We start from the raw sequence: 24,579 nt of genomic DNA, 5'->3' as shown, positions 1-24,579 counted from the left end.
GTTTGTCTGGGGACGTGGTCAGGCCACGTCCTTCGTCTTGCCCGTGGCCTTCTGAATGAACGACGCGGTATCCCCCGGTCCGCGCAGCGTGACCAATCGAATGCTCGGCTTGGGCATGAACGACGGGCCGCTCGTGAGCGCATCCGCAGGCGGAAGAGGCGGCGCCAAAAGTGAGATGAGCGAAATGCTCTTCGATGTTTCCTTGCTCGTCTTCAGCCGCTGCAAAAGCTGGTCGTCGTAAGCATCGCTCGGGAGAATTTTTTCGACGAAATGCGCGAAGAGCACATGTGTCGAATGTCCTGAATTCGCGGATCCAACGAATACTTTGAGCTCAATGGGATTGGCTTGCTTCGCCAGGTTCGTAATGAGCGGCTGAAAAAGTCGCCGCGCCTCTTCTTCGATTTGCGCAGGCGTGCCCGGAACGAGGTCGCTCTTGTTGATGAAAAGCACCACCGTCTTGCACGACGCCATCAGCCGGGGAACGAAGAAATAGCGCAATGATTCGGGCGAAAAATCGCGCAATTGCGCCTGTATTCGCGCCGGCTCGACAGCTTTGGCGTCTTTGCCCCCCAAGTCCACGACGAACAAAAGTCCCTGTACGTCGCTCGTGCTCATTTCCTGAACGGCGGAGGCCATGTGTTCGCCGCCCCAATCGAGCACCTCGAAGACGTGTTCGGTGACCTCGTTGCCCGTTTGCACGCGGCTCACGTTGCGCTCGTAATGCTCGCTCTTCGTTCCATCGATGGAGCTCAAGTCTGCCAGCGGGTTTGCCCATTTCAACGTGAGTGAGGTTTTCCCGGTCCCCTTCATTCCGAGCGCCACGATGCGATAGGTCTTCCGCGTGCTTTCGGGACGCTGCTCGAGTTTTTCCCGGTAATGTTTGGCTTCGTGCTCCGCCCGCGCGAGCCGCTCTTCCATGCCGTGCTGCGCTTCCTCGAGCGCCCGAACCTTCGCCTCGGATTGCTCCAAAGCCGACCCGAGCTTCGATGCCTTCATTCCCATCACGACGACCGCACCGATCATGGCCGTAACGACGAGCAGGACGACGGCAACGATGACGAACAGCAACATGCGACTTCTCCACGATGAGGGCCCCCGACATGCCCTGATGTTTCACGGATTCGGAGGCGGTCGAGTTATCTACACACCTGATCACAAGTTACGTGAACGGGCCAAGATTTGGAGGCCTGATGCGCAGTCCGCGGGAGCATTCGCCGCGGTGTCGAAATTTGGAGCGCGATCGCTCGCGCATGCCGTCGTCGCCGCCCTCGGCGTCGAGCCCCGACGAACCACCTCCTACCGGTACTCGACTCGTCCGCAATGTTCGTTTTTCAAAACGGGCACGAGCGCCCCATCAGCGCGCTCGCCATGGTCGCACGCTCGATGTAGCCGTCCGCGTGTGGGACGTGCAAAGGGCAGCCTTCTGCGAAAGCTCGAAACCGTCGGCACCTTAGATGCTGGTCAAGCGGCATCGAGTCCTTGTACCATTGCTCATCGCTTTGGAAAAAGCCGACGTTGCGACGTGCTTGGGAGATGACCGCCATGAATGATCTCATTACTATCAGTTCGAGCGTGTTGCCCGAGGGCACGCGCGTTCTTGCTTTTCGCGGCGTGGAAGCGCTTTCGCGCCCCTATGAGTTCGAGGTGTTTTTGTCCATCGAGGGGGAGGCTGGGCACGAACTGGATCTTGCGGATGCGATCGGAGCGAAGGCCCAGTTGGTCATCGATCGGGTCGACGACGCGCTCCCAGCCTATGTTTTCTCGGGAATTCTAGCGTCGATCGAATTATTGCATGCGGTCGAAGGCCGCACGCTCGTGCGGGCGGCCATCGCTCCGCGTCTGTGGCAGTTGGGGCTATCCATGCATAGCCGAATCTTTTCGAAATTGAGTTTCCCGGATGTGCTCGAAGAAATTTTGCAAGACAATGGATTTTCCGGTGACGATTACGAGCTTCGGCTGGGCAGCTACGAACCCGAGGAGCACATTTGCCAATATCGCGAAAGCGACCTCGATTTCATCTCGCGATGGATGGAGCGCGAGGGAATTTATTATTATTTCGAGCACACCGAGGAAGGCGAGAAGCTCATCATTGCCGACAATGCGACGTACGATGATGATTTACTCGGCAAACCGATTCGATATTTTCCGCAGCTCGGTCAGGATCGGAGTGCGGGGGCATCATTTCGGGCGTTTACTGCACGGCACAAGTCGCTGCCAGCGACGGTGAAGCTCCGGGATTACGATTATGCTCGGCCAAACCTCAATATTGCGGGATCAGCGAACGTTGCGTCGAACGGGACGACCGAAATCGTTCGATATGGCGAACGGTTTTTCAGTCCATCCTCGGGCGACAGACTGGCGAAGTTGCGCGCCGAAGAACTGCTTTGTCGAGCGGTGGTTTATCACGCGAGCGGGACGAGGACGCATTTGCGTACCGGACATGTCTTCGAGCTGGAGGATCATCCGCGGCCAACGCTGAACGATCGTTATCTGGCGATCGAGATTCGGCACCATGGCAATCAAGCTGGTGGCGCATCGAATCTCAACAAACTCATGAATCTCGAGCACGACGAGGTTTATTTTTGCGAAGTGGACGCGATTCCCGCAGCGACGCAATTTCGCCCAGAAACACGTACGACATGGCCAAGGATTTATGGCTACGAGAATGGCATCGTCGATGGTTCGGCGGATAGCGAATATGCGCAGATCGACGACCAGGGACGATACAACGTCAAATTCAAATTCGATGAAAGCACGCTCAAGGATGGTAAAGCATCGACGTTCGTCCGAATGATGCAGCCACACGGAGGCGGCATCGAGGGGTTTCACTTCCCGCTCAGGAAAAACACGGAAGTCGTATGTAGTTTTCTCGGAGGCGATCCCGATCGTCCCGTCATTTCGGGTGTCGTTCCCAATGCGCTGACACCCAGCCCGGTCACGAGCGGGAATCATACGAAAAACGTGATTCAGACGGGCGGGAGAAACCGGCTCGAGCTGGAAGACAAGGCAGGTCAGCAGCGAGTCACGATGTCGACGCCCTATTCGAATACGTACCTTCGCATGGGCTCACCCAACGCGGGGCACGAGCTCATTCTATACACGGACGACAATACGTTGCTCAAGTTCGGCAAGAACCACGACCTCGACGTCGGCCATAATGGTGGCGGCTCATGGGATGTCAAGGTCAAGGACAATTGGGTGACCCAGGTCGATGATGGTGAGCATAAACTGTCGGTCAAGAAAGGCACGTCCACGACGACGGTCAAGAAGGATACGAAGCTGCAAGTGACCGATGGCAACCATTTCGTTGATGTCGATAAGGGCACATCCACGACCACCATCAAAGGTGATACGAAACTGCACGTCAAGACCGGCAATCATTTCGTCAATGTGGATTCGGGGACGTCCACGACGAAAATCAAGGGCGACACGACGATCACCGTGGAAGCGGGGAATACGAAGATCGATACGACGGGCAAGACGGATATCCTGAGCACCGATCTGATTACGATCAAATCCTCCGGCAACGACGTCAAAATCGAAGGAAACAAGGTTTCGACGACGAGCCGATCCGACTGGTCGTGGAAAATTCTCGGCACGAAGGTGTCGTTCAGCGCCGGAAGCACGCTCGACTTCAAGCTATCGCAAGCGACAACGTTTACGATTGGCATGACAAACAATTTCTTCGTCGGTCTTCAAAACTCGTTTGCGATCTCCGCTTCATCCTCATTCGTCGTGGGGAGACAGCTTGGCGTATTCGTTGGCGGGAAGATGGGCGTCACGGTCTCGGAAGAATTCAACATCTCCGCGTCGATGAAGTTCAACATCGAGACCGGCATGAGCTTGACCATTGCGGGCGCGATTGGCATCAAGCTGGTTCCGACGGCAATCGATGATGCGATCACGAAGCTGAAGAAACGAGCAGCCGACATCGAGCTCGATGGGTTCAAAATCGTCATATGAAGACCATCAAACCACTTCGCCTCGGGATCCTTACCAGGCCATTCGAGAACGCCCGCCAGTATTATCTCTCTGTCGCGGTGATGGCGTTCTTTCCTTTCGACACGCCCGAGCGTTTGTTGCCAGAGATTTCGCTCTGGAAGCTCGTGGCCAAAGAGCTTGGTGAAGAAGGGATCCTGGACGAGGGCATGCCGAAATCGGCAGCCGAGGTGCTCGTGGCAGGTCACGCGTTCCCGCCAAACCCACCCAAACCTCATTGCCACGTTCGTTTGCGGATGCGATCCATCGATCGAACGCTCTATGTCTTTGGAGATCGGCAATGGACGCTTGGAGGTCCTACGGATCCAGAGCCTTTCACGTCCATGCCCATCACATGGTCGCGAGCGTTCGGCGGGGAAGGATTCGACAAGAATCCCCATGGGAAGGGCATCAAGCCCATCAAATCCGAGCAAAAAGAATGGCACCCGCTGCCGAACGTAGAAAACCCTCAAAAGCTCATCCGATCGACGAGGGACAAACCTGACCCTGCTGGGTTTTCGCCTTTCGACGTTACTTTTTCGCAGCGCGCCGGAAAAGCGGGGACCTACGACGACCGCTGGTTGAAAGAGCAGTATCCAGGGTTTCCCCTCGATTTCGATTGGACATTCTTCAACGTCGCACCGGAGGAGCAACGCTTCGAGGATTTTCTACGCGGCGGGGAGGAGTTCACAATCGACAACATGCACCCGAGCATTGCCATATCGAAAGGACGACTTCCCCGAGGCCGGGCGCGGTGTTTTGCCGAAGTGCGCGTTGGAGAATCGCTCGAGTTTCGGGAGATCTCGACGCAAATCGATACGGTTTGGCTCTTTCCTGGGCATAGCCGCGGTGTCGTCATTCATCGAGGCGTATTGCCTGTCACGGAAGACGACGCTGCTGACGTCGTCAATCTGCTCGCTGCATACGAAGCCGAGGGGCAGCCGAAATCAATCGAGCATTACAAACGCGCTCTTGCCGACCGTCTCGATAAAAAATCGGCGCTGACCGCGGTCCTGCGCGATCGCGACCTCCTTCCAGAAATGCCCCCCGCGGGAAATCATCCCGACGAGGAGGTATCGGATATGAAGGAGCTGCTCACAACAGACCGTTTGGTGCTCGAGAACGCGCGAAGGGCCACCCAAAAGCGACTCGACGATGCCCGCGCAGAAATCAAAGAAAACTTTGAAAAGCATCCCGAGCTTGCCGGGCAGCAGCCGGATCTGTCTGGAATTCCCGAAAAGGCCCCTCCGCTGCCGCCCGCACAAACGAATTTGGACGATTTGCCCGATATCGTCGAGGGAGCCTTGAAGCAAGCGGAAGAGGCCCAGAAAAAGGCTGCCGAGGAATCGAAACAAATGGAGGAGCGCGCGCGCGCCCTCTGTAAAGAGCAAAAGCTCGACTACGACAAGCTCGTCGCGGATACGAAGATGCAAGAGCGCAAGGCGAGCCGGCGATTTTCAGCGAAAGCCAAGCTCGAGCACATGGAGGAGCTGGTCAAGCTCGCAGACAACGCCGAGATTGATGCGTCCGAAGTTCGTGCGGCTCTTGCGGATCCCAAGCTCGTCGAAAAGCTCGTCGCGCTCGAAGAACAGCTCAACGATGTATATCGAAAGACTGCGCATTACCTCGAACCGACGCTCGCTGACGGCGAAGGCATTACGCGTACGGAGGTCGAGCAAGGAGCACGCGCTGGACAAACGTTTGCAGGACGTGATTTCACGAATGCGGATTTGTCGGGTCTGAATCTAACGGGGATCGATTTGGAAGGAGCGTTCCTCGAGGGAGCGAATCTTTCGGGGACGAACCTCTCCAACGCAAACCTGAAGCACGCCGTGTTGGCACATGCCAATCTTTCGGATGCAAAGCTCGTTTCGGCGGATCTGTCGCATGCCAATGCGGGCGGAGCCAATTTCACGAAGGCGGAATTCAAAAATGCCATCCTGCACAAGACGGTGCTCGCCAAAGCGGATCTTTCGTGGGCGCAACTCTCTGGTGCCAACCTCGATGCAACCGACGTAAGCGAGGCGAAGTTTTTCAAGACAGACCTATCCGGAGCGACCGCGAGGAATTTGCTGCTGGTTCGAACGAACCTCGAAGATACGAACCTGAGGCGCGCAGATTTGACAAAAACCGTATTTTTCGAGGGAAGTCTGAAGTCGGTCGACTTCACGGAGGCTATTTGCGTGGGCACGGTTTTCATGACCGTGGATGGGGCCGGTGCGCTCTTCGACCGCGCGAACATGCGCTCGGTTCGATTTGTCAAGGACGCATCATTTCCGAATGCGAGCTTTCTTGGAGCAGACATGGAGGGCGCGAACTTGAGGAGCACGGTGCTCACGGGTGCTCAATTCATGGGCGCGAATTTACGCAGCGCCGATCTTTCGGAGGCCCAACTCGAAGGTGCGAATCTGTCGAATGTCGTAGCCAATGATGCGATGTTCATCCGGACGGACCTTCGACGAGCGAACCTCGAAAACGCCGACCTCATGCAGGCGATTTTGCAAAAGGCTCGCGTCGATGGAGCCAATTTCCAAGGTGCAAACTTGTTCCGCGCGGACATGTTGCGCGTTCGCGGCGACAAAGACACAAGGCTGAGAGGAGCGTTTGTCAAACGAGTCCGGAGCATTCCGGAGCGAGGTGGCAATGCATAAGATCGACCTAGAGCAACGGATTCGAATGGGCGAGATCATCGAAGATGTCGATCTTTCGTCCGCCGACCTCGAGGGAGCGAGTCTCGGGGGCGGCATTTTTCAACGCGTCCGTTTGGCCGGTGCAAACCTCACGGGTGCGGACATGCGCGAAACGGTGTTCTCGAAGTGCATTTTCGACGGTGCGCGGATGGAGAACGCGAATCTGCGACAAGCGGTGATCGAGGGCTCGTCGCTTTCATCGACGTTGCTCGTGGGAGCAAACCTGGTGAACGCCAAGATCAGCGGCGGTACACAAAGAAGCGTGCGGCTCGAGCGGGCCAATCTGACGATTGCAGCAATTCTCGACGGGGATCTTTCGGGAGCAAACCTGAGTGGCGCCACGCTCGACCGAACGACATTTCTCGACGAGAGCCTCGCGGGTGTAGAGCTTGGCGGGACGAACCTCAAGCAATGCATTTTTCTGAAAGCCGATCTGTCGACGGCGAAGCTCACGGGGGCGACGTTCGACATGGTGATTTTCACGGAGGCAAACCTTCGCGGACAAAAGCTTGCCAAGCAATCTTTTCGGTTGTGTCAATTTGGTGGCGCCGATCTGACGGAAGTTGATTTTCGTGGCGCCGACCTTACGCAATGCAACTTCAAGGACGCAAAGCTCGTGAAGGCAGACTTGAGCGAAGCTAAGCTCGTGCGGGCGCTTTTTGCCACGGCAAACCTGGCGGGCGCATTGCTCGTGGGCGCAACGCTCACGCAATCGGTTTTCCAAGGTGCAGACTTGTCAGGCGCCAATCTGAGCGCGGCGAAGGCTGATCAATGCATCTTCAAGCGAGCGAAGCTGCCCTTTGCAACATTGTGCGATGCAGACCTGACCTATGCGGACTTCACGCATGCCGACCTTACCGGCGCTGATTTCCGGCGGGCAACGTTGATGCGGGCACAGCTTCATGGAAGCATACAAAAAGATTCTCATTGGAGCGCGGGAAAGGTCTCCGCGCTATCGGTTGACCCAGAGCTCGCCGAAGCCGAGCAATTCCGGAGCTAGGAGACACCAAATGGCTGCCGTCGTGACGAAAACGCAAAATAGGGACGTAATACAAGAGTCCGCCGTCGTTCTAGCCAACGAACCGTGTCGGGTGCGCGGCGGAGGAGGCGTCGAATACGTCGTCGAGCGCGCGGCGAGCTGCTTGATGAAGCCGCAAGTTGGAGACGAAGTGCTCGTTTGTCTTCTACCGGATCGGCGTGCATTCGTGCTTGCCGTGCTCGTTCGTGACGGCGTGCGAAAAACCGAGATATCGGTGGATGGAGATCTGAGCCTTCGCGCCGAGCACGGATGCATTGAAATCGCAGCAAGTGAAGGAGTCTCCGTGGTTACGCCACGAAATGTCGAAATGGTCGCGGGGAAACTGTCGATAAGGGCGGTCGCGGCCGTGCTGGCAAGCGAGGCCATTACGATGGTGGGAAAAACCGTCCACCAAGAGGTGGATCGGGTCAAGCTCGTGGCACGTACGCTCGACACCACGCTCGAACGTTTTACACAACGGGCGAAGCAATCGTTTCGCTTGATTCAAGAGACGGACCATCTGCGTGCGGAGCGCGTGGATTACGTCGCGGAAAAGAGCATTACGATGCATGGCGAACACGCCATCGTGACCGCTCAGGAATTGGTCAAGGTCGACGGCGGACAGATTCATCTGGGCTGAGGAGGTATCGAATGTTTGCAAATACGCAAATGATGGGAATTGATCTTGGTTTTCCGGATGTTTGCCTCACGCCGACCCCAGCGCCAGTTCCAATACCTTATCCGAACATCGCTGCCGGTCCGATGGGTGTGCCGGCTGCATACAACGTGCTCTTGATGTGCGCACCAGCGCATAACGTCGCTACGACGATACCCTTGACAAACGGCGACAACCCCGGTGTCGCCCTTGGTGTCGCGTCGGGGCTCGTAATGGGACCTTCACGTCATATTTTGCCCTCGGTGACGTGTCTCATGGGAGGGCTACCCGCAACGCGCATGACGAGCGTCACGATTCAGAATTCGACCAACTGTCCCGGCATGCGGCTCGTACCAAGCCAGCCCAAGGTGCTCATTTTGGCCCCTTGACGGAAATCGTCGATTCCTTCACGCACGCCAATCGTCATTTCGTGTCGTTCGGTACCCAGCATACGTCATGGGCAAACCCGAACGACCCACCGTACTTGCTTTCACCTTCATGGCGAAACAGAAGTGCGCCACGTCCATCATAACAATCAATCGAACCATTCTTGTAAAGGTATACGCGGCCGTTGCGTGCGACGACTCCGCCACGAGCCCCCTCGCGCGTCTTGACTTGCCAAAGCACAGTACCGCTTCGCACGTCGCAACATGCCAACGTATCGAACCCCGCAACGATGGCGATGCCGGCTTCGAGGTAGAGGCGTGCGAAAATGGGATTCACGCCTGATAGAGGGATGGCAAAACGCACGGCACCCGTCGTGGGATCGAGTCCAACGAGCCGTTTTGGTTCGAGTAGGATGAGAGGCTCTTCCATGATACCGGGAGCCTATCATGGTGACGGGGGTATTCTCGCGCCCGTGTCCAAGCCCAGAGCACGATCGCTCGCACACGCCGTCATCGCTGCCCTCGTCGTCGGAGGTTGTAGCGTTACCGTTCAACCGATCCGCTCGCCTGGCGGGGGTCGCCCCGACGCTGCGACGAAAAACGACGCGCCTGTCGTGAACCTCGAGCAGGTTTCTCCGGACATACCCGTCGCGTCGTGCCCCGACGAACCACCTCCCCCGGTGCTCGACTCGTCCGCAAAGTTCGTCCTTCAAAACGGGCACGAGCGTCCCATCATGCGCCTCGCCGTGAGCGCCGATGGCCGCACGCTCGCGTCCGCCGGTCTCGATGGAACCGTCCGCGTGTGGGACGTGCAAAGAGGCATTCTTCTGCGAAAACTCGGAACCGCCGGCGCCTTCGTCAACGGTTTGTCTCTCAGCGCCAACGGTAAGCGCCTCGCCTACTACGCGCCCGACGGTAGCCCCGAAGGACTTGCGATCCGTATCGTCGATCTCGATCGAGGATCGCCGCCGCGATCGGTCACTCCGCAATACGGTGCGTTCAAGCTGTCAGCGGACGGCAAGAAGATCGCCATCGTCGCGGACAAGCTCATGCTCTTCGACGTCGACTCGGGCGCTCTCCTGCACGACGTGCCTTTGGGCTTGAAGAATTCAGCCATCGCGCTCGATGTTGCTTTCGACGAAGCGAACACTCGACTTGCGATCATCGGGCCGGGTGAAGCGATGATCGTCGACGTCGCCAAAGGGACGATCACACATCGTTGGCCCACAAAATATTCGTCAGCCGCCGATGTACCATCGACCATTGCCTTTGCGAAGGATTGGCTCTTCGTGCACACCACGGCGAGAACCATCACGCGATACTCACTGAATAACGGCGCGGCACCAACCACGCTACCTGGGACCTACAAGGATCTCGCGGTCATGGGAGATCGGCTCTGGGTCGCCGACTTCATGAAGGGCAACGTGAGTGCGTTTTCCCTTCCAAACCTGACGCCCATCGCGCTTCCAGACCTGCATCCTGCCAAGGCAGAGATCATCGCAGCGAGCTCCGACGCATCGACGGTCGTGTTTGCCAAGAGCGACTTTGGCTCGGGTTCGCTCATCGATGCGCGCGATGCCGAAACAATGCGCCCGCTGCGCACCATCGAAGGACGCGTGACCGGCATCGACGCCATCGCGCTCAACCTGACGGCGGATGAGCTCGTGACCGGATCCTCCATCGGCGAGGTCGGGCGCTGGAGTCTCCGCGACGGCACACGCGCCGTGCCGCTCCCTGACGTGGAGCTCGATCGCAGCCGCATCGTGAGCCTCGACTACGCACCAAACGGCGAGTTCTACGCGTCGACCGATGGTTCGTACGGGGTGCGCGTTCGCGACGCGAAGACCGGGCGCACGATTCGTTTATGGGCACCCAAGCCCGGGTACCACGTGCGCTTCACCGGCTTCCTTCCGAAATCGACGGACCTCGTCACGGTTGCCATGCGCATCGATCGCAAAGCGTCTGCGACGATGAAGACGCCAAGCGGCACGCCGCACATCGACGAGACCTTCGATGTCGTCGTCGATCGGTGGGACCTCTCGGGCCCCAAGCCTCCGCTCGCTGTCAGACCCTTCGGAACGATTGCTCATCCAACGAGAACAGCCGTTGGACAAACCTCGCACGAAGGGGCGCACGTCGCGCTTTCACCCAAGGGCGATCTGCTCGCTCTCGAAGGCAGCAGCGAGCTGTCTCTGCTGCGCATGGGCTCGGGTGCGATCGCTTGGACGAAGCCGCTGCAAACCATCATCGCAGGCAGCACCAAACAACCCGACGGCGCACTTGATCAACAAGCGCGTTGGATGACGTTTTCACCCGACGGCAAAGCGTTGCTGTTGTCGACCAGGCGCCTCGAAACGAATGCGAAAGGCGTCCAGGTCTACGTGCCGATCCTCCTCGTCTTCGATGCATCGAACGGACGCATCACGGGGACATATCGTTTGACCACATACGGTCCCGTTGCTTGGCGCAATGGAAAGGTTCTCGTTGGAGGACCGCGCCCGGTGCTGCTCGACGCAGCGAAGATGACCGTGCTCGCGCGCATCGCAGCACCGGACAACGTGATCACTGCAGTCGCGTTGCATCCCACGCGTGACCTGTTCGTCATCGGCGGAGATGGTGGAGCGACGTCGTTCGTGGACGAGCGCGGCGGCATCACCGCGACACTCGTGTCCACGCCCAACGGCGAGTGGATCGCGGCAGCTCCGGACGGCGCGTATCGTTCGAGCATCGATGGGGCACGAGCCATCGCATGGAGTTTCACCTCGCCGCTGGAAGGTTTTTCGTTCGAGCGTTTTGCGGCTCGTTTCGACAAACCCGACGTCGTTGCGCGGCGTCTCATGGGCGAAGCGTCACCCGCCGCCGTGTCGCTCGCGCGGCCGCCCCGATTGCACGTGGACAATGCTCGCGGCGTCATCCGTACGCCCGATCGATCGCTGACCATCGCCACGACAGCGTCGAGCGCGTCGCGTGTCGATCGCGTTCGCGCATTCGTGGATGGAAGGCCCGTCGCCGAGCAGCTCGTGTGCGCGCGTGAAGGCAAGACGACGCTCACGATTCCGCTGCATGCGGGGCAAAATCGAGTGGGCCTTGTCGCGTACGATGCAGCGGGACAAGCGAGCAACACGCAGAGCATCGATGTCGTGTCGACGTCGGCGGCTGCCGAGCGACCCAATCTGCACGTCGTTGCGATTGGCGTGAGTCGGTATCCGAACATGGAGTCGGATCAGCAGCTCGAGTATGCCGATGACGACGCGCGTTCGGTTGGCGAATCGCTCGAGCGCCAAGTTGGTCCCGGCAAACCCTTCGCGAAAGTTTTCACGACCACGCTCATCGACGACAGGGTGACGGTTGAATCCGTCGAGAAAGCAATCGCGAGCCTTCGCGTCATGCGTCCCGATGATCTCGGCGTGGTGTTTTTCGCGGGACACGGCGCCAAACTCGCCGACGACAAAATGGTTTTCCTGACGAGCCAAGCGTCGTTCACGCGCAAGGCTGCCGAAGCGCACGGCTTGGGCTGGGACAAGATCCGCGCAGGGCTAGCATCGGTGCGCGGCCGCGTGCTCATGATGCTGGACGCATGTCATTCGGGTTATCTCACGACCGAGGTTGTCGCGCCAAACGAGGATCTTGCGCGGCAATTGGCGGCCGGTGATCGGGCCGGCGTATTCGTATTTTCAGCGGCACGCGGCTCTCAATTCAGTTATGAAGTGCCACCGGGAGGCCTGAGCAGCATGAATCGCGGATTGGAATTGGCGTGGGCCGGTCAAAAGCCGCCGCCGATGTCGCGCGAACTGCCTGGAGGGCACGGCCTCTTCACGAGCGCGCTCTTGGAAGCGCTCGCGGGTGACGCGCCCGATCGCGATCGAAGCGGAATAACGGAAGTGGGGGAGCTCGTCGATTACGTGACCGAACGCGTGCGAGCCGCGTCGAATGGGAAGCAAACGCCCTGGGTTGCAAGGCGCGAGATGTTCGGCGAATTCGTCGTCGTACCAGCGAAGTAATGCCCTAACAACATTTACGGCACCGGCACGATGCTCATCCAATTCAGCATCGTATATTCGTTCGTTTGCCCAACCTCGAGCGTCACGTTGCCATCCGCAATGTCGACCGTGACCGTCGCCGCCCGGTAAGGTTCGTCCGGCGTCGTCGCGACTGAATCGAAGAGCACCTGCCCTTCGACGACGGCGCGGTTTTTCGAATACGTCTTGCCATGCCATCCAATCGACACCGTGACTTCGTACTTACCCGGCTCGATGTCCCAATTGAACGTATCGGTACGCCCGTAATCATTGTAGATCACGCTCTTTTGTAGCTCGCTCACCGGAGCATCCGTCAAGTATTGGTAGAGCATGATGCTCGCATCACCAATGTACGGCCCCGACCAACCACTGCCCTTCTTTGCGTCATACGCTTCCCAGCCTACTTTGAGCCATTCGTGCCCGTCCACGACCAGCGGATTCGCGGTCGGTTCGCCATTCGGATCCTGGAAGTTGATGTAATACGCCGCGCGCGGATGAGCACCTTCCGGCTTCGACATCAGCGTCGGGCATCCATTGACTTTGCCCTCGAGATACAGCCCCAATTGATTGCGCAAGTGTGCAAGTGCGGCCGAATCACGCGTGTAGGACGTCGTCGACGAGACTGCACTGGCGACCGACACGTCACAACCTGCCATTTCCGACGGAGTTTTGGGCATCGAACCTCCGGCTGCACGCAGCAAATATTCGAAATCCTCGACGCCTTCCCGCAAGAGCTCCCACCGAATGCTGCTCACGATCTCGCCGTTCTCCGGCGGATACAGCAGAAACCCGTCCCCATTTTGATTCGTCCCTTGCGGCTTCGGATCTTGATGCGGATTGCTCCCCCAGCCCGTCACCGAATAATAGGCAAACCCTCGGATGCGGTACTTCCACGCTGCCCAATGCGCAATGCGACTCTCGATACCCGGATGATCGATCGTAATCGGGTTGAAATGCGGCGGCAAATCTCCGTACAAGAAATACCACCAAACGGTTTCTCCCGCTGCTTGTCGAATTGCCGCATATTCGGGGTCGAAATGCGAAAGGTCCGCCCACCACATGTCGTAATAACCCGAACCAATCGATGCATGCTCCGCAATTTCGGGCTTCGGCTCTTCACTCACGACGATGCGAAGATTGGGCGCCGCTTCTTTCGCGAGCTTTGCCAAAAACGCCGCTATGTCGTAATCCTCTTGCCCTTGCGGCTCATTTTGGACATAATAATATCCTTTGTTTTGCCAACCGCGAGCCACCACATAGGCGTCGATCGCAGCCAATAGCTTCTGCCATTCTGCGTTGTACTGCGCCGTTCCATAATGATCCGGACCGCGATCGACCCCGCAGAATGTCTGCGGCCTGGGCGTCGAATTGTTCACGAATTGCATGATTTGAAACGAGGGAAACCCCACGCCGTTCCACCCCGCTCCGTCGATGTATTCGGGGCCGAGCTGCGAGAAATCGTAAGGATTGTTCACCTCGAGGAACGTTCCCGAAGCGCAATCGTATTCAATGCCCCCGTTGTAATTCAAGCCCGCCGGCCAAGCGACGCTGGAAGGCACGAGACGGTGCTCGTAGAAAAAGTCCTTGAGCGTGCGGACCTTTTCGAGGCTCTCGCTACCACCGAGCGCCTGAAAACTCGAATTCCAATTGCCATCGAAACCAATTTCCTTCGGAAGCTCGAAATCGTACACGTGGAGCGATACGGGTACCTCCGTCGTCGCACCTCCAACGGTCACCGAAAGTTTTGCCGTATAATCGCCGGCTGCTGCACCCGGAGGCACGCGCACGGTAATCCAAAATGGCTGATTCTCCCCAGCCGACAAATCATGGCTCGCGCCCATCTTCGTCGGATGAAGCGGATCCGGCATGGTTGGTGATACAATTGCCGCCGGATCCGAGGGTTTTGATATTTGCACGTACCCAACGCGATGAATCTTGATGTCATCGATCGCGCCTGGCCCCGTAAACGGCGTCATCGTCATGCTGACCGTGGACGCAGCCTCCGGACGCACGACGATTTGAAATGGCTCGAATTCGTTCTTCGCCGCGGAAATCTTTATCGTATCGCCAAGCTGCGTGGGCGCGGCGGCCTCACGCAATACCTTGTCCATCGGCGATGCCGTCCATAACGTCACGCCTTGAGGTGACGGCAGCGAGAATGCAAGATCCCCCGCCGGCGTGCAATCGGTGCATGGCGGCAGCGGCGTCGTGCCACCCGTCGTCCCCGGCGGTGATTCGGGTGATCCGCAACTTGCGGCAAACATTGGCAATAGTCCCAAGGCAAAGCGAAGTCGTGACATGGACGAAGACCTCCACGCCGGAGCGTATCGCGTTTTTTGCCGAGAGGGAACCAAGCTCGCCGCGTGCTCACGCACCTTAGCAATGCGCGAAGATGTGCTCCACCGCATCGACGAGCAATTGTTCTACGTTGTCGGCTTGAATATCATTTGGATGTGCATAACGATACAAATCGAACGGCGTCGGGGGCACCAGCAACCACGCAAGCACTTCGGGTTGGGCCCCCCAACGTAAAACCCCAAATGCAGCATATCCAGAATCTTCGCCTCGGCCTCGCATCCCCAGACGAAGCGAAATTGTGGGCGAGATCCATTCGTCCTCGTGCAGGAGCTTGCCGGTTTCAATGCGCGGCGAGTGCCCTAGTTTTCCAAGCTCGGCAGCCACATCCTCCATCACCGGACGAATCACTTCATCGCATACGCGAAAGAACGCAGCCTCGAATGCTTCTGCGTCGGATGAATCGGAGTTCGAGCGCCCAAATCGAGCGTCAATGAGCGCGAGTCGATGACGATTGTGTTCCTTCATCTCGATATTCCACAGAAGTACCAATCAGGGCCAGTGAATCGTCACAAAATCTAGAATGGTTGGTGCGTGTCTGCCGACGCAACAAAAAAAGATAATCTTATTTAAGTCGATATCCCCATCCATGTAGCACGCCCAGCAATTCTTGCCAAAGTTTTTCCTGTGTGCGTCACCTCGATGTGCTACACGAATGCCGTCGTCATCTACGTCTTGGGGATTCCCGATGCGCCAAGCCAATACCAATCTTCCCAACCTGCACCTCGTCGATGCAACCTACGAACTTTTCAGGGCATTTTTCGCGCAGCCGTCGCGCCAAGGCCCCGATGGACGGGAAGTCGGCGCCGTGCGCGGGCTCTTGTCGACGCTGATTGCACTCACACGCGAAGCCACGCATATCGGGTGCGCGACCGATCATGTCATCGAATCATTTCGGAACGATCTTTACAGTGGCTACAAAACGGGGGCTGGCATACCCGTCGAATTGTCATCGCAGTTTCATCTAGCAGAAGACGCCATGCGAGCTTTGGGGCTCGTCGTGTGGCCGATGGTGGAATTCGAAGCGGACGACGCATTGGCGGCAGCGGCTGCAAAGTTTGTCTCGGAAGCAGGTCAAGTGCTGCTTGCGTCGCCCGACAAGGATCTCGCGCAATGCGTGGACGGCACGCGTATCGTCATGCTGGACCGGAAAAACGAAGCTGTGATGGATGAGGCCGGTGTGGTTGCGAAGTTTGGGGTTCGTCCGGCGTCCATTCCTGATTATTTGGCGCTCGTGGGCGATTCTGCCGATGGTTATCCGGGTTTGCCCGGGTGGGGCGCGAAATCGGCGGCGGCCGTGCTTTCCGCATACGGTATGATTGAAAACATTCCGCGTGAAGCGTCGTCCTGGACCGTGAAAGTTCGCGGTGCGGACAAACTCGCGCAAACGCTTGCTGCTCAAAAGAACGACGCGCTCTTGTTCAAGAAATTGGCGACATTGCGCACGGACGTACCATTGACCGAGCAATTCGGGGACCTCGAATGGCGCGGGGCGAAACCCGAATTGAAGATGCTTTGCGAATCGCTGGGAATGCCCGACTTGGTCAAACGCGTGACGCGTTGGCAAGCGTGATGGGCATCAGTAGCACTGAAAGATCGTCTCGGACTCGAACACGTAAAGCGATCCGGAATCGCCGAGGTTCACGTCGCACAGGCCGCCATTGATTTGCATGACGAAATCGAATCCGCCTTCGTCGCCTTGGATCCAGAATGGTTCGCCGAGCACGTGTCCAGCCGCATTGAAGATCATCTTTCGTATTTCTTTTAGCTCGCCTTCGTCGGATCGCTGAAACACGCCGATCGGAACATCGAGCGGCAAAATGGCGATCGGTGTGCCCGCATCGTCTTCATCGTCGTGCGGCAAGGCTGCGGCTGCTTCACGCGTAATGGGCACGAGCTCGAGCTCGTCGGAACGATCCCCCGAATTCGGTTCCGGGCAAAACGCTGCGAGCGCACGAGCCCCCGCGTATTTCTCTTGCAATTCGGGGATCTCGTCGAGGTCCAGCGTAAACAAATGCGTGAGGCTTTCGCCTTGTTTGTCTTTTGGAACGTCGGCATCGGCAATACCTGGCGCTTTGCCTCCCGACCGAGCCAATGTGCCTGGCTTGGGCTCGTACCCTTCGCGATGAACCTGCAAAACGTAGGCTCGTACTTTGGGCCCCGCCGCATTCGACGTCATCCGTACGAGCGCATCGCGAGGCGTTTCTTTGCGAACGCCGGCTTTCTCCAATGCGGCTTCGACGCGCTGGTACATCGTATGCGAAAGCGTATTTTTTAGCGATTCGAGGAAGCGGCCATCACCGCCGGACAAACCGATGTGTCTACACAATGCTTCGAGGGCGGGTTCGCCGATGCGTTCGATTGTTTCACGAAAACTGTCGCCCAGGTTTTTTCGCTCCACCATCCGCCGAATGGTCGCATCGACGACGGATCCATCCGCTGCCACGTGCGCCACCCGCAAAACGCGCTCGGGATGCGACGTTTCCTCGAGACGCTTCAGCAATAGCTCACTTCGCCTCGGTTCGGGCACGCCCAGAAGCACGGATTCCCGCAGCTTCGATTCGGTCGAGCCATAATAAGGCATGGCCTGCCCGCCTTCGGTGTCGAAATCGATGAACCGATCCCATCTTTCGTCGAGCGGTGCATTTTTGGCCGCTTTGGCCATCGCTTGCAGAATGGCCTTGTGAAGGCGCCTTCGACCATCGTCCTTGGTCCGGTCGTATGCCCAATCGAGCAACGGCAATGCGGGAGCACCAATTCCACCGAGTGTTTCGTGGCCGATGTAGTTTTTCCCGATGTCCTTTTCGAGGGCCGCGCGGAGGATGGCCTCATCAAAATGAGCGGCAAGAATGCCGGCCGCGCGTGCATAGAAATAATCTTCTTCGAGCAAGCGTCGCGCAGCGGAAAGCGCTCGTTCTCGTGGAAAGTGAGTAAACCATTCGCAGACGGGCTCGCGCACGCCTTCGTACGTCGTATCGAGCAGTTCGAATGTGAACCCTGCGTCGATTTTGTCGGGGAGCGGCGCGCCGGTTTTTCCTGATCGAAGGATCACGCCCATGAGGACCAAGTCCCGCATCTTGCCTTCGTCCATCGTCGTCGCGGCATCGAAGAGCGCCTGAGGATCGTCTTCACGTTGCGGAATCACTTCGACGAGCGTGCGCAACGTTTCGCCCGTATCCATGTCCGATCGATCCACCAATCTGGCCAGCTCGAAAGCGGATGCCAAGAGAAATGCATCCTTCACATTCCGCGGGTATTGCCATTTGCCCTCGAGAGCAGCCGCGAGCAATGCATCATCCCACTCTTTTGCCGTACCGAAAAGCAATGCGACTCGACGTAATGCGGCGAGATCACTCAATCGAAATTCTTGCAATTCGCCATTTTCGACGAGAGGAAGCTCGTTGTTCAGCGTAATCCCGTACGAAGTCGCCTGATGTCGCGCGAGCTGCTCCAAAATGGACCTCGACGCCTCCGCCGTGATGGTCTCTCCCAAACGACGCCGAAGGAACGACAGCCCCAGTCGTACGGATCGGTTGAGCTCCTTTTCGCGCTGCAAAACGAGGTCCGGCGCTCGCTGGTACGTCGCCAATAACAAGCGATCGATGCTCAACGTGTATCCATCCAGGATCGACGTCGCGTCACGGAAAAATCTCGGCGAAGCCGCGGGGAGTCGCACGAGCAAATCGAGCGCTACCTCGGGCGAAGGTTCGTCCGGCTGCTCAGCGACAAACTCGAACAATGATGGATTGGATTCGGGGTGAATGGCACAGCACGCGACGAGATGCCACGCGAGCGCGTGGCGCGCTCCCCATTCGTCCCCGTTGACCTTGAGGATCATGTCCGAAACGCGGTACGAATCCTTGGCCTTGTCGAGTTTTACGGCCAGCGCCTGGAGAGCGTCGTCCGAAATCCCCGGCCACGGCGGAATGACCACCGGTTCGGGCGCAGCTTTTGGAGTCTTGGTTTTCGTCGTCTTCGGTTTCGTGGTGCGAGCGGCCATGTTGGGTTTGCACGCATCGCACGATTTTCGAGAGGAATCAACGCGTCAATACACTTCGGGTGCGGGCGTGAGGATTTCGTAGCCGGTTTTCGTCACGAGCACCGTATGTTCGAACTGTGCCGAGAGCGATCCATCGGCTGTAACGACGGTCCAGCCGTCATCGAGCAGGCGAACTTCGGGACTGCCAAGGTTGATCATTGGTTCAACGGTAAAAACCATGCCCGCGCGCAGGCGCAAACCCGAACCTCGTTTGCCCACGTGACTCACGTGCGGAGGCGCATGCATGCTGCGCCCGATCCCGTGCCCACCATATTCGCGCACGACCGAGCATCCTTCGCGCCTGGCCAGCTCTTCGATGGCCGCACCGATATCGCCAAGACGCGCGCCGTCGCGCACTTCCGCAATGCCCGCATCCCGACAACGACGCGCCACATCGACGACGTGCAGCGCTTCTGCAGATACTTTCCCGACGACGAACGTCGCTGACGTGTCGCCATGATGCCCATCGACTTCGGTCGTCACGTCAACGTTGACGATATCGCCCTCGTCGAGAACGACCGACGCGCGTGGTATGCCATGACAAACAACCTGGTTGGGACTCACGCAAACTGCCGCGGGAAAGCCTTGGTACCCGAGCTGACTCGGGCGTCCTCCACGGCGAGCGGTATCTTCGCGCACCCATTGATCGACGCGGCTCGTGGTAATGCCCGGCGCAAGCCGTGCACCAACCGTGGCAAGAGTAAGGGCAGCAACGCGCCCGGCAAGGCGTAATGATTGAATCGAACGAGGACCATGGATTTCGACGGACATGGCCTTGGATGATGTGTGGCGTCCTGATGGGCGTCCAATACCATTTTGATATGGCAGCGCCTGGGGCTTGGCGCCCCCGCCGAACCGTGGTAGCAGTGCCGCATGAGTCTTTCGCAGCTCGAGTACTTCGTGGCCGTGGCGGAAGAGGGGAACGTGTCGCGAGCAGCCGCGCGTTTGCACATCTCGCAGCCTCCGTTGACGCGCCAGATCCGGAATCTCGAGCAAGAGCTCGGCGTCGAGCTTTTTGAACGTACTGCCCGCGGCGTGCGTCTCTTGCCTGCTGGACAAACGATGTTGCAGCACGCCCGCACGATCCTGGCGCAAGTCGACGCCGCGGTGATGGCGGTCGCAGCACCATCCGCACGGAATTTTCCGCATGAATGATACCGTTGCTGGTCAAACGAACGACGCGCCTACTTCTGATGATCCGCGGGTTGGAACGACGCTTGCCGATCGCTACCGGATCGTGGCACCGCTCGGCGAAGGAGGCATGGGGACGGTCTATCGCGGCGTGCACGAAGCGCTGCGCAAGCCCGTAGCGATCAAGTTCTTGCAGCAGAAGATTCACGGCAATCGCGAAATGGTGGCGCGATTCGAGCGCGAAGCCGTGACGGCGGCGAATCTTCGGCACCCCAACATTGCGGAAGCCATCGACTACGGTAGCCTCCCGGACGGCACGCTGTATCTCGTGATGGAGCTCGTCGATGGCGTGCCGCTCAGAAATTTGATTCCACCGGGCGAGGGTTTGCCCGTGGAGCGAGTGCTACGCATTTTGGAACAAATGGCTGCTGCGCTCGATTTGGCGCATTCGATGGGCATCGTGCATCGCGATCTCAAGCCGGAAAACATTCTCGTCTTCGATCGAGGTTCCGAACGCGATGTCGTGAAAATCATTGATTTCGGGATTGCACGCATCAACAGCGAAACGTTCAATACGGGCTCAGCGCCCTTGACCCAAGCCGGCGCGATTTTCGGAACACCGCACTACATGGCGCCCGAACAGGTCATGGGGCAACCGGTCGACGGGCGGGCCGATCAATACGCCGTGGGAATCATTGCATTTGAAATGCTCACGGGGACGCAACCCTTCACGGGGGAAAACTTCGCCGAGCTCGTGATGAAACACGTCGGTGCCCCCGCTCCGCGATCGGTCGAGCGTGCTCCGCAGGTGCCTGCGGCCATGGATGAAGCCATTTCACGAATGATGGCGAAATTGCCGGACGAGCGATTTGCCACGGTGACCGAAGCATTGCGCGCAATGATGGGATTGCCTCCGCCGTCGCTCCCGACGAGCTCCGTGCCGAAATCGACGAGCACGGTCGTCATGCACACGACGAACATTCCCACTTCGTCGGATGCGCGCCCGCTTGCATTTGCTGCCACGGTCGCGCCCGGCGAAGAATCATTGCCGACGCGCACGCTTCCATCGGCAACCCATGAGGTTCCATTTCTCCAATCCACCAAGTTCCGCATCATCAGCGGCATCGTGGGTGCGCTCTTGGTCGTCGGCATCATTTCCCTCGTGCGCTGCACGTCGGGAAGCAGCAGCGCCGTACGCGACGTCATCGCGCAATGGGAGGACCATCAATATGGATCGGCCGCAACGGCGCTGCGCGCAGCGATCAAGGCTGATCCCGATGCAGCAAACGATCCTGACCTCGCCAAAACGCTTGCGGCGTCCGTGCGAGATCCCCTTGCATGGCGTGAAATCGATTCGCTTCTCGAGACGACGGCCCTCGGACGATCCACAGCGATTGCGCAATCCATTGCGGAAACAGCCATCACGGATGAAAAAGAAATTCGCGACCCAGCGCTCGATTTGCTTCATGGCAGATACGACTTGCTGGACTCCGAACGGCGCGCTCGAGTATCACTACGCAATGCCGACAATTGCGAGCAGTTGCTCGAAGCATTGGCCGACCTCGACAAGGAAAAAACCGGGGCCACGGAGGACGATGCCAATCGCTATCGCAAGGGCGAATGCAGAAAGATGATTCGGCGCGACCATCTCTGCAACGCATGTATTGGTCGAGGTGACGGGCGCGGCAACGACGGTATGGGCGAACCTCCGCGGGGCAAAGGCAAAGGCAAAGGAAAATTCAAGGGCCGTCGCTGAACCGTTCACCGCCCTCGCATTCCTTCTGGAAAACTTTCTCGAACCCGTCTAACATCGCCGCCATGTCGCAGGCAACGCCGCCCCCGCCCCAAGGAAACTCCCTCCAATCACGCATCGGTACGAAAATCGCCGATCGCTACAGCATCGTGTCGATGCTCGGCGAAGGCGGCATCGGCGCCGTGTACCTTGCAGACGACACGGCAACTGGAACCAAGGTTGCCATCAAGCTCTTGAAAAGCGATTCGGTCGATGATCCCATCGTCATCGCTCGATTCGATCGCGAAGCGAAAACGATGACCGAGTTCAACCACGAACACATCGTTCGAGCGCTCGCATTTGGCAGATCACCCGAAGGTGATTTGTGTTTGGTCATGGAGTACGTACCCGGAGAAACCTTGCGCTCGCTATTGAAGCGAGCCAAACCGTTTCCGGTGCACGGAACGGTGGAAGTTTCACGCCAAGTTGCATCGGCCCTCTCGCGCGCTCACGGTATGGGTGTCGTGCATCGGGACCTCAAGCCGGAAAACATCATGGTCACGTGGCTCGACCAAACGCGGCCCTTCATCAAAATGCTCGATTTCGGAATGGCTCGGCTGCTCACCGGCGATGGTGGTGTGCAACTCACGCGCAAAGGCGCGATTTTCGGCACTCCTGAATACATGCCTCCCGAGCAAGCCATGGGGCAGCCGGTGGATGCGCGAGCGGATCAATATGCGTTTGGCGTGATGATTTATGAAATGATCGCCGGCGAACGTCCATTCAAAGCCAAATCGGCTTTGGAAATGGTGCAGTTTCAAATTCGACAAACGCCGCCTTCCCTTGCCGAAAAAGTGCCGGGGACGCCGCCGGCGGTTGCCGCCGTGGTCGCCAAAATGCTCGCCAAAAAGGCCGATGAGCGCTTCCCGGATGTGCAATCGGCCTATCAGGCGTTACTCGATGCGTATTACCCAGGCTCAGGGCGACAAGCGTGACACGAGGCGCGTTGGATATGACCGCTACGGTGCGAACGTATGCTCCAACCAGGTGACAAGGTCGGCCGATTCATCGTCGAACACGTTCTCGGCGAAGGTGGCATGGGGATCGTCTACCAAGCACGTGACGAAAACCTCGGTCGCAAGATCGCCCTGAAAGTCGTTGCAACGACCGGCGATGCGGAAGCTTCGGCTCGCGTCCTTCGTGAAGCTCGCGTCATCGCCGCGCTCGACCACCCCAATGCCGTGATCATTCACGAAGGCGGCGAGATCAACGGCGAGCCGTACATTGCAATGGAGCTCGTTCCCGGGCAAAACCTTCGTGCGTTCGTGGACAAACCCGACGTGCCGCCGGCGCGAAAACTGCGGTGGCTCGTTCAAGTCGCCCGAGCGCTCGCGGCCGCGCATCGCGCGGGTATCGTGCACCGCGACGTGAAGCCGGAAAACGTCATGGTTCGTCCGGACGGACGCATCAAAGTGCTCGATTTCGGTATCGCTCGCCAAAACGCCGCACCTGTCAATGCATCGGACCCGACGGCCAAAGCATTCGTCCCCACGATTACGTCGAAAGGCGGCATCGTGGGCACTCCGATGTACATGGCTCCCGAACACATAAAGGGAAAACCCGCTGACGGCCGGTCGGATCAATTTTCGTGGGGCGTGCTCGCGTACGAGCTGCTCGAGGGAAAACCCCCGTGGGAAGCCCACGATGCATTGGGAATCGTCGCGACGATGATGACCGAGCCGCCCAACCCCATGAAAACACAAGGCATACCCGACGAAGTCCGAGCCGTCGTGTTGCGCGCATTGTCGTCGTCACCCGCCGCGCGCTACGGCTCGATGGACGATATCGTCGAACTGCTGGAACCTTTCGCAGAGCAAGAATCCAAGGCGGACAGCGCAAAAGATACGACCGCGCCTGCCAAGAAACAGCCGAGCTCGAAACCTCGTCCGGGTACGATGACGGGCAGTCGTTATACGACGCAGGAGCTGGGTCAGGCCATTGCATTGGCGCTCGATCGCAAAGCCAAGGCCGAAGCAACGGGCGGAAAATACGATTATGACGACCTGAAAGCGGCCGCCAACGAAGTGGGCATCGACGAAAAAGAGCTGCGTACGGCCCTTTCATCATTGCGCCCTGCCCTTCCACCTGCACCCGAGCAAATGTCGGCTCGTCGATTGCGAGCCAAACAAAAGCTGCAACGACACGCTGCGATATGGGGCGCCTTTAGCGTATTTTTCTTTCTGCTCGACATGGTGACGGCAGGTGGTGAATGGTTTTTCTTTCCAGTGCTCGGATGGGGAGTCGGCTTGGCCGTGCAAGCGATCAAGTATTACTTTCCCGTCGATTTGACGCCGGAAGAAGAGGCCATCGAAAGGCGATTGGAAGAGCAGCGGCACGAAAAGGCGATGCGAAAGCTCGCGGCCAAACAAGGGAAAGAACCGGCCGCGAAACTCCGCATTGCCGAGCCCGCCGCGCCCCCGTCGAAAACGGAAGACGAAGCGCTCGCCGAAGAAGAGGCGGCTCAGGAAGAGCGTGAGGAACGTAGGGCGCGCAAGAAGCGCGCGCGCTAAACGCTG

At 58.3% G+C, this 24,579-nt stretch carries 17 protein-coding genes; 11 read left to right on the top strand and 6 right to left on the bottom strand.

What is annotated here, in order from left to right; genetic code table 11:
• Positions 1-18 precede the first annotated feature (18 nt).
• Positions 19-1,071 carry a GTPase domain-containing protein gene (locus IPM54_18025; GenBank protein ID MBK9261690.1) on the bottom strand — a complete coding sequence of 351 codons (1,053 nt, stop codon included), beginning with the start codon at positions 1,069-1,071 and terminating at the stop codon, positions 19-21.
• A gap of 471 nt (positions 1,072-1,542) precedes the next feature.
• On the opposite strand from IPM54_18025, the gene tssI reads away from it, so the two are divergent.
• Genes tssI through IPM54_18000 form a run of 5 tightly spaced genes read left to right on the top strand, consistent with a single transcriptional unit; the run spans position 1,543 to position 8,730 of the window.
• Positions 1,543-3,963, top strand: a complete 2,421-nt coding sequence (tssI, locus tag IPM54_18020; GenBank protein ID MBK9261689.1) for a type VI secretion system tip protein VgrG — start codon at positions 1,543-1,545, stop codon at positions 3,961-3,963.
• A complete protein-coding gene (locus IPM54_18015) occupies positions 3,960-6,629 on the top strand; it encodes a DUF2169 domain-containing protein (GenBank protein MBK9261688.1) in 2,670 nt (889 codons plus the stop codon). Before tssI ends, IPM54_18015 begins: the two co-directional genes overlap by 4 nt.
• Positions 6,622-7,668 carry a pentapeptide repeat-containing protein gene (locus IPM54_18010; GenBank protein MBK9261687.1) on the top strand — a complete coding sequence of 349 codons (1,047 nt, stop codon included), beginning with the start codon at positions 6,622-6,624 and terminating at the stop codon, positions 7,666-7,668. Before IPM54_18015 ends, IPM54_18010 begins: the two co-directional genes overlap by 8 nt.
• A 10-nt stretch (positions 7,669-7,678) precedes the next feature.
• Positions 7,679-8,326 (top strand): DUF3540 domain-containing protein, encoded by a 648-nt coding sequence (locus IPM54_18005; protein ID MBK9261686.1) that lies wholly within the window; start codon positions 7,679-7,681, stop codon positions 8,324-8,326.
• Positions 8,327-8,337: 11 nt separating this feature from the next.
• Positions 8,338-8,730, top strand: coding sequence for a DUF4150 domain-containing protein (locus IPM54_18000; protein ID MBK9261685.1), 393 nt, complete (start codon positions 8,338-8,340; stop codon positions 8,728-8,730).
• Positions 8,731-8,764: 34 nt separating this feature from the next.
• Here the strand turns inward: IPM54_18000 and IPM54_17995 are convergent, their stop codons facing one another.
• Complete coding sequence (locus IPM54_17995; GenBank protein MBK9261684.1) at positions 8,765-9,157, bottom strand: PQQ-binding-like beta-propeller repeat protein; 393 nt, start codon at positions 9,155-9,157, stop codon at positions 8,765-8,767.
• Here IPM54_17995 and IPM54_17990 point away from each other — a divergent pair.
• Positions 9,156-12,728: a caspase family protein gene (locus IPM54_17990; GenBank protein ID MBK9261683.1), complete on the top strand. Its 3,573-nt coding sequence runs from the start codon at positions 9,156-9,158 to the stop codon at positions 12,726-12,728. The two genes, IPM54_17995 and IPM54_17990, sit on opposite strands and share 2 nt — an antisense overlap.
• A 14-nt stretch (positions 12,729-12,742) precedes the next feature.
• Here IPM54_17990 and IPM54_17985 read toward each other — a convergent pair whose 3' ends face one another.
• Both IPM54_17985 and IPM54_17980 read right to left on the bottom strand, forming a co-directional pair.
• The gene (locus IPM54_17985; protein MBK9261682.1) at positions 12,743-15,046 is read right to left on the bottom strand and encodes a DUF4091 domain-containing protein; all 2,304 of its coding nucleotides are present in this window, start codon (positions 15,044-15,046) and stop codon (positions 12,743-12,745) included.
• 76 nt (positions 15,047-15,122) lie between these two features.
• Positions 15,123-15,569, bottom strand: a complete 447-nt coding sequence (locus IPM54_17980; protein MBK9261681.1) for a hypothetical protein — start codon at positions 15,567-15,569, stop codon at positions 15,123-15,125.
• Between the two features lie 220 nt (positions 15,570-15,789).
• Between IPM54_17980 and IPM54_17975 the strand changes: the two genes are divergently transcribed.
• Positions 15,790-16,674: a flap endonuclease gene (locus IPM54_17975; protein ID MBK9261680.1), complete on the top strand. Its 885-nt coding sequence runs from the start codon at positions 15,790-15,792 to the stop codon at positions 16,672-16,674.
• A 6-nt stretch (positions 16,675-16,680) separates the two neighbouring features.
• Here the strand turns inward: IPM54_17975 and IPM54_17970 are convergent, their stop codons facing one another.
• Complete coding sequence (locus IPM54_17970) at positions 16,681-19,101, bottom strand: hypothetical protein (protein MBK9261679.1); 2,421 nt, start codon at positions 19,099-19,101, stop codon at positions 16,681-16,683.
• Positions 19,102-19,146: 45 nt separating this feature from the next.
• Complete coding sequence (gene map, locus IPM54_17965; protein ID MBK9261678.1) at positions 19,147-19,911, bottom strand: type I methionyl aminopeptidase; 765 nt, start codon at positions 19,909-19,911, stop codon at positions 19,147-19,149.
• A 102-nt stretch (positions 19,912-20,013) separates the two neighbouring features.
• On the opposite strand from map, the gene IPM54_17960 reads away from it, so the two are divergent.
• The 4 genes from IPM54_17960 (at position 20,014) to IPM54_17945 (ending at position 24,573) form a co-directional block, all read left to right on the top strand.
• Positions 20,014-20,295 (top strand): LysR family transcriptional regulator, encoded by a 282-nt coding sequence (locus IPM54_17960; protein MBK9261677.1) that lies wholly within the window; start codon positions 20,014-20,016, stop codon positions 20,293-20,295.
• Positions 20,288-22,027 carry a serine/threonine protein kinase gene (locus tag IPM54_17955; GenBank protein ID MBK9261676.1) on the top strand — a complete coding sequence of 580 codons (1,740 nt, stop codon included), beginning with the start codon at positions 20,288-20,290 and terminating at the stop codon, positions 22,025-22,027. The genes IPM54_17960 and IPM54_17955 overlap by 8 nt, the downstream gene beginning before the upstream one ends.
• Before the next feature lie 62 nt (positions 22,028-22,089).
• Positions 22,090-22,998 (top strand): serine/threonine protein kinase, encoded by a 909-nt coding sequence (locus tag IPM54_17950; GenBank protein MBK9261675.1) that lies wholly within the window; start codon positions 22,090-22,092, stop codon positions 22,996-22,998.
• Positions 22,999-23,037: 39 nt separating this feature from the next.
• The gene (locus tag IPM54_17945) at positions 23,038-24,573 is read left to right on the top strand and encodes a protein kinase (GenBank protein ID MBK9261674.1); all 1,536 of its coding nucleotides are present in this window, start codon (positions 23,038-23,040) and stop codon (positions 24,571-24,573) included.
• The last annotated feature ends 6 nt before the right edge of the window (positions 24,574-24,579 follow it).

Source organism: Polyangiaceae bacterium (genome assembly GCA_016715885.1).
Taxonomy (GTDB): domain Bacteria; phylum Myxococcota_A; class Polyangia; order Polyangiales; family Polyangiaceae; genus Polyangium.
This window is presented reverse-complemented; position numbering and strand designations above follow the sequence as displayed.